The sequence below is a fragment of the Capnocytophaga sp. HP1101 genome (assembly GCF_054772415.1).
This window is the reverse complement of record NZ_BPUU01000012.1, coordinates 42,741-53,873: the sequence shown is the minus strand read 5'-3', so window position 1 is coordinate 53,873 and position 11,133 is coordinate 42,741. Positions and strand designations below refer to the sequence as shown.

The 11,133-nt window shown below is 45.5% G+C and carries 5 protein-coding genes; all 5 read right to left on the bottom strand.

Translation table 11 applies throughout. From position 1 onward, the window contains the following. Nucleotides 1-540 precede the first annotated feature (540 nt). The 5 genes from RCZ04_RS08870 to RCZ04_RS08850 all read right to left on the bottom strand — a co-directional run bounded on the left by RCZ04_RS08870 (nt 541) and on the right by RCZ04_RS08850 (nt 10,690). Nucleotides 541-2,733 carry a glycoside hydrolase family 97 protein gene (locus RCZ04_RS08870; RefSeq protein WP_460485682.1) on the bottom strand — a complete coding sequence of 731 codons (2,193 nt, stop codon included), beginning with the start codon at nt 2,731-2,733 and terminating at the stop codon, nt 541-543. A 4-nt stretch (nt 2,734-2,737) separates the two neighbouring features. After that, nucleotides 2,738-4,477 (bottom strand): glycoside hydrolase family 66 protein, encoded by a 1,740-nt coding sequence (locus RCZ04_RS08865; RefSeq protein WP_460485681.1) that lies wholly within the window; start codon nt 4,475-4,477, stop codon nt 2,738-2,740. A gap of 130 nt (nt 4,478-4,607) precedes the next feature. Then, entirely contained in the window at nt 4,608-6,044 is a 1,437-nt protein-coding gene (locus RCZ04_RS08860) for a SusF/SusE family outer membrane protein (RefSeq protein WP_460485680.1), read from the bottom strand. 88 nt (nt 6,045-6,132) lie between these two features. Next, entirely contained in the window at nt 6,133-7,617 is a 1,485-nt protein-coding gene (locus RCZ04_RS08855; protein WP_460485679.1) for a RagB/SusD family nutrient uptake outer membrane protein, read from the bottom strand. 34 nt (nt 7,618-7,651) lie between these two features. Next, a complete protein-coding gene (locus RCZ04_RS08850) occupies nt 7,652-10,690 on the bottom strand; it encodes a SusC/RagA family TonB-linked outer membrane protein (protein ID WP_460485678.1) in 3,039 nt (1,012 codons plus the stop codon). Between the last annotated feature and the right edge of the window lie 443 nt (nt 10,691-11,133).

The following is an 11,133-nucleotide window of genomic DNA, read 5'->3' as shown; positions in this document are numbered from 1 at the left end:
CATTTTTTAACTAACTTGCCCGTTGTGCTACGACCGTTTTCTTTCGCCTCGAAACCCTATTTTTGGCATTTTTAGTATTATTGTATTACAGTATTAATCAATTACTTATACACCCTTTGTATAACAATCGTCCAAGATTCGTATAAGCTTCCTATAAGCTTTGTATAAGCTAACCATGCCCATTTTACCTTTTATCTTTTACCTAAAAACATCCTTCCGATATTCTTCGTTATCTTTCTGCCTCTTCATCTCTCTTTCTCTTGAGCCCCCTCAGAGTTTTCCAGAGTTTCTCCAACAAGTCCAAAATATCCGACTTGTCCGAACAAGTCCAACCAATCTCCCCTTTCATCGCTATTATTACTGTATTGCTATAATTATAAATTCTACATTAAAATTGGTAACATTTGGTTTATAGTGAGTTATGATGAGCATCCTAATTCCCCCTCTCTGAGGGGGCTAGGGGGAGGTTATCCCCTTTGGAGGGTTGTCCGCTATAGCGGAGTAAGTGAATTAGGGGGATGTTTATAATCAACAAACTTGCTAATTCCCTAATTTCTTCAATCCTTTCACTTGTGCCTTGTCGGTTACGGGGTACAAGCTAATGGCATACCCTCCGCCTTCTACTGAGTGTAAACTCAACTTACTTTTATGGGTTACCAATACTTTAGTAATGGTATAGGCTTGAGGGTTGGTTTTGTAATTCGCGTCCTTAGCATCGGCGTAGATGGTGGCTACGTAGGTAATTTTAGGGTCTAAGAAACTGAAGTTTACCTTAGAAGTAAAATCCTTACCTGCGGTATTGCCTACAAACCAATTGCGGGTGCCTTTGGCTTTGCGCGCCACGGTTACATAAGCCCCTGGTTCGGCTTCTAAATACCGACTCTCGTCCCAATCCAAGGCTACATCCTTGATAAACTGAAAAGCATCAGGGAAACGGCGGTAGTTCTCAGGCAGGTCGGAAGCCATTTGCAACGGACTGCTCATCGTTACGTACAAGGCTAATTGGTTCGCCAAAGTAGCGTTACAATGCGAATGGTTGTTAGGGTTATTTTTGCTGATATCCATTTCAAACACCCCAGGGGTATAGTCCATAGGACCGCCAATAAGTCGGGTGAAAGGCAATACACACACGTGGTTGGGCTTGCTACCGCCAAAGGCTTGGTATTCACCCCCGCGCGCCGATTCGTTGCCTATAAGGTTCGGATAGGTGCGACAGAGTCCTGTAGGGCGTACCGCTTCGTGAGCATTGACCATAATGCGGTAATCAGCAGCTTTTTTAATGGCGTAGAGGTAGTGATTGTTCACCCACTGACTGTAATGATTTTCGCCTCGCGGAATGATATTGCCCACATAGCCACTTTTCACCGCAGGATAGTCGTATTTATTCATCAACTGATAGGCTTTATCCATAAAACGCTCATAATTGCGAATAGAAGAAGAGGTTTCGTGGTGCATAATCATCTTTACGCCTTTGCTTTTGGCGTATTGGTGAATGCCTTCGAGGTCGAAATCAGGATAAGGGGTTTGAAAATCGAATACGAAATCCTTAGAATGTCCAAACCAATCTTCCCAACCGATGTTCCAACCTTCTACTAACACCCCATCAAAACCATTTTCGGCAGCAAAATCGATGTATTTCTTCACATTTTCGGTAGTTGCCCCGTGTTTGCCGTGAGGTTTCACTTTAGTGTAATCCGTCTGACCGATATGCACATTTGGCAAATCGTAGGTATACGACCATTCTTTCATACCAGTAATCATTTCCCACCACACCCCAACGTATTTCATCGGTTTGATCCACGAAGTATCGGCAAGTGCGCAAGGTTCGTTGAGGTTCAAAGTGATATCCGAAGCCAAAATATCGCGAGCATCATTACTCACTATCACGGTGCGCCAAGGCGTTTGAGCAGGGGTTTGCAAATAACCTTTAGCCCCATTGGCATCGGGAGTAATCCACGAACGGAAAGTAAAGGTTTTGTCGTCTAAATCGAGGTGCATCGCCCCGTAGTTTACCAAAGCCGCTTCGTGCAAACTGATGTATAAGCCGTCATCGGTTTTGAGCATCAAAGCCGTTTGTACGCCAGTATCTGAAAAACCTGTCTGTGCTAAATTTGCTTGGCGACCTTGCTGGTTGATCGCGCGAATTTCGGAGAGGCGTGAATGGTGATAATCGTACTCTTGAGTGTCGTAATCGCCAGGAATCCACCACGCTTGGTGATTGCCTGTGAGTGCAAAGGCAGTGCGTTCTTCTTTAATCACAAAGTAAGGCATTTCCTTTTGTAAGGGGAACTCATAGCGGAAACCTAAGCCATCGTCAAACAAGCGAAAGCGCAAGTACATTTGTCGGTGAGAGCCTTTTTGTTTGAGGCTTACTAAGAGTTCGTTGTAGTGATTGCGAACAGTTTTGCTTTCGCCCCATACTGGTTGCCAGGTTTCGTCAAAAGAGGTGTTTTGGCTACCAACCACTTCAAAATCGCTGTATAAAGACGTGTTTACGCCTTCTTTTTTAGTAATTTCAGCGCCGAATTTCACTTCGTTGGAACTGAACAACTCCAAACCTAACTGACTCGGTTTTATCACCTCTTTGCCTTTATACGAAAGGGTATAGAGCGGAGTACCTTCAGCATTCAATGAAAACGAGAGCCTCAGCGCTTTGTTAGGCGAAAATAGCTCCTGCGCCACAGTTGTGGCACAGGAGAGGATAGTTATTGTTATGAAAGTAAGAAATCTCATAGGCTTAATATTCAATCACCACCATATCCCAATAGGTAAGAGAAGGGAGGGTGAAGGTTACTTGGTTATCGCTATAGGTAAATTCTACGGCGCGAGGGGCACCGCCAAAAAGGTCGGGGGTAGCGAACCACACTTTTTTAGGTTGGGCAGTTACGGCAACCGTAGTTTTAAGATCGGATAGTACGGTAGGTTTCTTTTGAGTACCGTTAGTATCGCGCCAATCCATAGAGGTAACGCCATTGAAATTGATGAGGTGCACCACTTCTTTGCCATTTACGGTTTTGGTGAGCGCTGCTACTTGATCTTTGGCAGCAGGCCAAGCCGCTACAGTAGTGTTTTCGGCAGTTACCTGTTGGTTAGTATAGCTACCGCCGTCGCGCAATAGGTTCTGGTAAGCCACCAAAAAGTCGTAATAGGTGATGAGTGCTTTTTTGAGTTCGGCTTTCATTTGGAGGTTTTGATTAGGGAAATACTCATTGGCGAGGTAGTGTTCGCCTATCTCCAAATGTGCGCCTCCAAAGGCAAAAATTACGGCATTGGCGAGCAATACCCCCGGTTGATTTACGTAACCTGCATTCTTAGATTTTTCGTAATCCATATAAGCAGCGAGCACCGTTTTGAGTTGGTTATTGCTGCGGTTGTAGTTGTCGAGGATAATTTTAGCCAACTGGTCATACGTTTTTTCGTCCCATACTTCAGTATAGAGAAAGTCCACTTTGTTAGTGCCTGCAATTTCGGTTTGACCGTACTGACCTACTGCATTCATCACAAGGCGTTTATCGGGGTGAGCGGTTTTCATCGCGTTGATAAATGAAGCGTACTGAGGCAAGAGGTTCACACTGTTGCCGTTGTAGTCGTACACCGCACCACGACCACCGAGCTGGTCGATGTGGTAACCGTCAAAAGGAAATACGGCGTATACATCGCTGTTTTGTTTGGCTAAGTAGTTTTGCCAATTCGCATTACCAGGATTGGTGATATAGATGCTACTGCGAGCAAAGTCGCCTAACTTATGAGCGTCTTTTTCTTTATGCTGATTGTCCTTGTACAAGAACCATTCGGCTGAAACGCCTTCGGCTTCCGCATTTTTGAGTGCGCCGAAAGCCAAGTTGTAGAACATTGCTTTCATTCCTTTGGCGTGAGCCGCATTGATATAGCCGCGCACGGTGCTGAGGTAAGTAGGGCGTTTGAAAAGGTCAGGCCATTCAGCGGCAGGACTTTGTACGGTTCCTGCCAATGGTTTGTGGTGGTCGTACATCCAGTCGTAGAACTGAATGCCATTGATATGACAACGACTCATAAAATCGATATTGCTTTGTACAGGGTCGTTTTTGCCATAGCTTGACAAGAAACCATAGCGAGGGAAACGCGTCCAATCGGAAGAGACATCTACGGCGATACTGCCGTAAGTATCTTCTTTGCCATTGGCCACTTGATAGATTTCTACCAAATAGCCTTGAAAATCATCGGCAGGAAGTGTCCATTGCCAAGATTGACTGCTAAGAGGTTCTTCTTTAATCACTTCGCCTAAATGAGAGTAGCGCACTTTGTAGCTACCTGAGGGCATACTCGCCAAGGTGAATTGTACCGTACTACCAGGGGTGTAGACCGCCTTATCGGTACTGATATCTATTTTCAAATAGGTTTCGCCATAAGTAACGGGGTTGTTGCTCGGCGTGTCGTTCTTCTCACAGGAGAACAGACTGAGCGTAGTGGCGAAGAAAAGGGTGTATAAGGTTTTCATTACAATGAACAATTAAAAATTGACAATTAACAATTCCTCTCCCCCGTTCCCCCTCTCCCAAGGAGAGGGGGGCAAGCCATAAAGGCGATGAGAGAGGTTATTAACATTTATAAAGACAAGTTTTTAAACATTACTGTTTCTTAATAATCACGGTTTGGGTGAGTTGGTTAAGGGTAATTTTATAAGTGCCTACATCGGTGATTTTCCACTTGTTATCGGGTTCAGAACCACGTGGACTGAAGAGCATTGGCTCTTTTTCACCTGCAGGAGCTTTATCGCCTTCGGAAGCTAAGAACCAAGCGCCTCCCCAATCGCTTTTCTTGTCGCAAGAGAATTTGAGTTCGCCTGCTTTCAAGTCGCCTTCCCAAGTGAAAATATTAGGGTTTGCGTTATCGGCGGTCATCACAACAGGGTTGCCGATGTCCCAACCTGCATCGGTGGCACTACCTATCATATACATTGCTGTATAAGGAGTGAAAGGTACAATGTCGATTTTCATCGTGCGGGTGTTAAGGGTAATCTTGTAAGTACCTGCCGATATTTTCCATTTGTTATCGGGGTCTCCTGCCCATTTTTTCACGGGGAGGTCGGTACCTTCAGGAGTATTTGCTGTTTCAGGGCGGAAGAATACTGCTGACCAATCGCCTTCTTTAGTGCCTATTTTGAACTCACCACCATTGCCTAAATCGGCATTGTAGTGGAATACAAATGGGTCGAGAGGGTCTACAGTCATCTTCTTGAAACTCCAACCTGTAGGTTCGCCTACGAACCACAATTCGGTATATTCAGGGGCTTCGCCTTTTTCTATACTTACACTAAGGTTAATAAGGTTTACTTTGATAGTATAGACACCTCCTTTGTCGATAGTGAATTTATCATCGCTGGTATCGGCGTCCGTTTTGCGGTAATGTAACTCACTATTGTTACTACCTTTACCATACGATGGGACAAATTTGCCTTTGGTAGTGATAAACTTGAGTTCGCCCGCTGCCAATCGGCCTGACCAACTAAAGGTTTTAGGGGAGCCATCTACCGCCTTCATTTCTTCAGCATTATCGGCACTCCATCCGTTAGGTGCTGCTGACCCGATGATATAGAGCGTATTGCTAATAGGTTCGTGAGTTTTGAACACGACAGTTTGCACATTGGTATGCTGTTTCATTCCTTCACCTGACGAAACTTGAGCGATGGTGCGCACTTCCATAGTTACTTCGGTGCCTACAGCCACATTGAACGTATTGAGTAAAAGGTTGTTCAATTCTTCGTTCTTATAGCTGCGTTCATATACTTCCCTGCCTACATTTTCGGAAATACCCCCTGCAAAGTTATTACCTTGGATATCCATTTGGAAGGTATAGGTAATGCCTGCATTGGTACCGTAGTTAGAGCCTGCTGTCCAAGTGAACTTAATAGCTTCTTGTTCAGGATTGGCGGCATCTAATGCTACGTGCTGCTTTTGAGCCTTGATTTCAAAGGGTTTACCTTCTTTGAAAAGCTCCATATAGTCCTCTTTTCTACAACCCGTAAGGAGCAAGAGGAGCGAGATGATTAAATAGTATGGTTTCATTTTAGTTAAAAGTTAAGAGTGAAAAGTTAGTGGAACGCCCGTGTGGCTCACACTGCCCGTGTGGCTCACACTGCCTGTGCGGCTCGCACTACCACCCTGGGTTTTGGGTAAGGTTAGGGTTGGCATCACGGTCTTTTTGAGGAACGGGGAACAACAGGTGTTTCTCGCGGGCGTTAGTTTTGCCGATAGAGTGCAAGAAATTGAGCGCATACTGTCCGTTGTCCCAGCGAATCATATCAAACCAACGATGACCTTCAAAAGCGAGTTCTATGCGACGTTCGTGGCGTATTTTCTCACGCATTTGCGCTTGAGTAAGTCCTTGTACATCGGCGTGATTGGTAAGCCCTGCACGGCTACGCACTTGATACAAAGGCGCTTCAGCTTCAGTAGTACGACCGAGTTCATTGAGAGCTTCTGCTTTCATTAGGAGCACATCGGCAAAGCGGAGGGCTACGAAATTCGCAGGGTTCGTATTATAATCGGCTGACTGGCTAAGAGGTACTAAGAACTTGCGTACGTTGTAACCTGTGGTCGACATATTAGCGCGGTAGGCATTGCCTTCAAAATTCGGACAACCTTCATAAAGAATGGTTTTATCCTTGCGGAGGTCGCCTGCTTCGTATTGGTCAACAAACTCTTGTGTAGGCTGATTCCAACCGTAAGCACCACCTACCCAACCGCTATTGCGAGGCCCCATAAAGGTACTGAGCCAAGAGGCTTGGTTTTCTTCACCCCAGAAATCGGCTTTGGTAAGTCCGTAATACTGAATTTCAAAGATAGATTCTGCGGTGTTCTTGTTGCGTTCGGCAGCGCCAAAACAATCGGAATAATCAGGGTTCAAGGTATAACCAAGGCTTTCTACCATTTGACACATTTCAAGCGCTTCGCTATAGCGACCTAAGGTGAGGTATACTTTGGCGAGCATACCCGCAGCTGCCCCTTTGGAAGCACGACCTTTGTCGGCATCGCTATACTGTTCGCGTGGAGGCAAGAGGTTGAGCGCATCGCGAAGGTCAGGAATGATAATCTCGTTGTACACCTTCATTTTATCTTGGCGGTAAGGCATAAGGTCTTCAATGCTCTCTTTAGGTGTGAGCTTGATAGGCACATCGCCAAAGAGCTGTACCAAAAGGAAATAGTAGTGCGCGCGGAGGAATTTAGCTTCCCCTATACAGCGGTTTTTGATGTTTTCGGGGATATTGGCACTGGGCAAACTCGCCAAAGCAGTGTTGCAGTATAAAATACCAGGGTTACAACCGCGCCATATCTCAAGCGCCAAAGGGTTATCGGCAGTGGCATTGAAGTTGGACATTGTGATGGTTTCAAGACCATCGGTACCGCCACCCGCACCCACTACGCTGTTGCCTGCTACAATATCAAGCGTCCAAAGGCGCATATTGTAGAGGTTAGAGCGTTGCAAAGGTTTGTAGGCCGAATTGGTAAGGGCAATAGCTGAAGCCGCATCGCCTATATTTTCAGAGCTCGAATCTTCATAAGGGGTCTTGTCTAAGAAGTTAGAACAAGCAGTGAAGAATGGGAACGCTAATAAGGTTATGTATAATATCTTTCTCATAATTGTTGATTTTTAGACTTTGACAAAGTGTATACTAAAACTGTACATTGAGTCCAAAACTTACAGTGCGTGTTACGGGGTAAGTACCGCCATCTACGCCCCCTGTACCTACTTCGGGATCCATACCGCTGTATTTGGTAAAGGTGTAGAGGTTTTGACAAGAGAGGTACACGCGCACCATATCGGTGTGGAATTTCTGACTGATATCTTTAGGAATGGTATAGCCCAAAGTTACGTTCTTAACGCGCAAGTACGAACCGTCTTCCACAAAGCGGGTGGAGTGGCGTGAGTTCTGGTTAGGGTCGTTGTACACAGCGCGCGGAATACTGTTGCTGGTGCCTTCACCTCTCCAGCGGTCTTTTACTTTAGCAATTTGGTTTTGTGGTACCGACATACCTTCTTGCCATATACGGTTGGCGTTGTAAATATCGTTACCTGCTACGCCTTGCAAAAAGATTTGCAAATCAATGTTCTTATAGTTGAAAGTGTTGTTCATTGAGAACGTCCATTCAGGGAACGGATTACCTATGTAGGTACGGTCATCGGCATTTACTACCCCGTCGTTGTTCAGGTCGCGGAACTTCACATCCCCAGGAGCCGTACCGTTTTCCACTTGGGTAGCGTAGTTATCTACCTCAGTTTGGTTTTGGAAGAGTCCGTTCATTACATAGCCGTAGAAGGAGTTCACAGGGTGACCTTCGGAGAGGATTTGCAATTTGGTAAGGAATGCCTCAAAGCCAGTGAATAATGGCACGCCGTCGTTCATCTTCACAATCTTGTTGCGGTTGTACGATACGTTCAAATCGGTGTTCCATTGGAAGTCTTTTTGGTTTACATTCAATGACGAAATAGTGAGCTCCATCCCTTTGTTTTCCACCTTACCCGCGTTGATGCTCGGTACAGCTATATCCGAATATCCTGAACTTACTGATACTGCCATTGGCACCAACATATCGCTGGTGTTCTTGAGGTAAGCATCAAAAGTGAGGTGCAAACGGCTTTTGAGGAGTGCTAAATCCAAACCACCGTTGAATTGCTCTACGGTTTCCCATTTCACATTAGGGTTGGGCATTACGTGAGGATAAAGGGTAGAGACGAGATTGTTGTTAAACACATATTGTCCTGAGCGCAATTTGGTGAAATACGCATAGTTGTCAATACCGCCTTGGTTACCAGTCATACCATAGCCCACGCGCAATTTCACATCGTTCACCCAGTCGTTTTTGGGGAAGAAACTTTCGTTGGAAGCGCGCCACGCCAAAGAGAAAGAAGGGAAAGTACCCCAGCGGTTTTCTTTGGAGAAACGCGAAGACCCATCGCGACGTACGGTAGCGGTAAGCAAATACTTGTCGTTGTACGTATAGTTGAGTCGCCCGATGAAGGAGAGGATAGCCCAATCGTTCATAGTACCGCCTACGGTAGGGTTTTCCAAACCGTTGCTGAGTTGGTTTTGCTGGTCGCTCAAGAAGTTGCTCACACTTGCATTGATTTTGTTGTACACGTTGTTTTGCGCACTGGTGCCTACCATTACGTTGAGGAAGTGCTTTTTAGCAAATGTATTGGTGTACGTAAGGGTGTTATCCCAAAGCAGGGTGGTACTCTTGTTAGCATCTTGATAGAGATTGGACAGCGGATTAGGTATCGGTTTCCAATCGTATTTAGGAGAAAAACTGCGGTTGTCCCAGTATTTAAAATCGAGACCGCCAGTAGTCTTGAACACTAAATGTTGTACAGGAGTAATTTCGGCAAAGATGTTACCCAACACGTTGTAACCACGGGTAGTGTTTTGTCCGTTGATAAGGGCAGTACCCACCACGTTGCGGATATCGCTGTACTGGTAAGCAGGTGAATCAGGACCTGAATAGCTACCGTCCTCGTTGTAAATAGGTTGGGTAGGGAGGGAAGCCATCGCCATACGAATGTTGTAGTCGCCCGATTTCTTCTCGTCGTGGCTGAGGGTAAGGTTGTTACCGAATTTAATCCACGGTTTCACGCGCGATTCGCTGTTGAACTGCACGGTGTAACGGCGGTAAGAAGTGTTGAGGATAATCCCGTCTTGGTCAAATACCCCACCCGATACGTAGTAATTGCTCTTGTCGTTACCACCTGAGTATGAGAGCGAATAGTTACGCATAAACGCCGGACGGAAGAGCGCTCCCAGCCAGTCGGTGCCTTCACCCCAGGCACCAGGGTCGGCAAAGTCAGGGCGTTGCAAGAGGGGAGTAACCCCAGGAGTGCGGTTGTAGTTGGCGATCATCTCGTTGTGATAAGAAGCAAACTCGCGAGCGTTGAGCATTACGGGCAAGTTGGTCGCCTCTTGAAGGGCAACGTTAGTGCTGAATGAGAGTTTTCCTTCTCCACTTTTACCTTTTTTGGTAGTGATGAGCACCACGCCATTGGCACCACGCGAACCGTAAATAGCGGTAGCCGAGGCATCTTTAAGCACATCGATATTCTCGATATCATCTACATTGAGGGCGTTGATACCCAAGTCGGTAGGCACACCGTCGATAACCAGTAGCGGTTCACTGTTGTTAATAGTGCTAATCCCGCGAATGCGAAACGACACGTTGTCACCTGGTTTACCTGCTGAGGTTACTTGCACCCCAGCGGCACGACCTTGCAAAGCTTCCCCCGCATTGGCAAGCGGTTTTTCTTTGAGGGCTTTGCTCGATACCGAAGTAACCGCACCGGTAAGGTCTTTCTTGCGCACGGTACCGTAACCCACTACCACTACTTCATCAAGCTGCTCCTGTTCTTCTTGAAGCACGACAGTGAGGTGTGTTTGGTTACCTACCACCATATTCTGAGTGTGATAACCGATGAACGACACCGAGAGGGTCGCTTTGGCGGGTACCTCTAAGGTAAAATTCCCATCGAAATCGGTGGTAGTACCTTTGGTAGTACCTTTTACGATTACCGAAGCCCCCAGTACAGGTTGCTTTTGTTCATCGACGACCTTTCCGCTAATCTTTTTGTTTTGGGCAGAAAGGGCGGTAGAAAGCAAGCTAAAAAGCACCAGCAAGCTGAGCTTGCAAATGCTGTTTAATAAGGTTCTTTGTTTTCCTTTCATAATGGCTTTTATTTAGGTAAGAGATAAAAGGTAAGAATTGCGAGCGCAAAAGTAATACTTTTTTTACCTTTCATCTGATTTCGTCGCAAAGATAAAATGTGAATCGTTTCTTAAAACATCAGATAGTAAAAATATAGATACTTAAAAACACAACCTTTTCATAAACAACACAATAAAAAGAAAACAAGCGTAAAAAATATAAATCAGATGTAATGTTTTTTAACTCTTTTTGTTTTCTATATCATTCGTAAAGATATGTATTTTGTATCAAATAAGTTTCTTTTTACTCCTTTTTACCACTTTTCTAATCTGCTAATTTTTTAATCCCTCCTGCCCGTTCAGCTCACACCATCTTTGCGTTCCTACACTTCCCCCTTTGGAGCTTGCCCACAAGAGTAGAGTATCTGAATAGGGGGAGGTCTTCTCCATTTTTTCTCGCATCC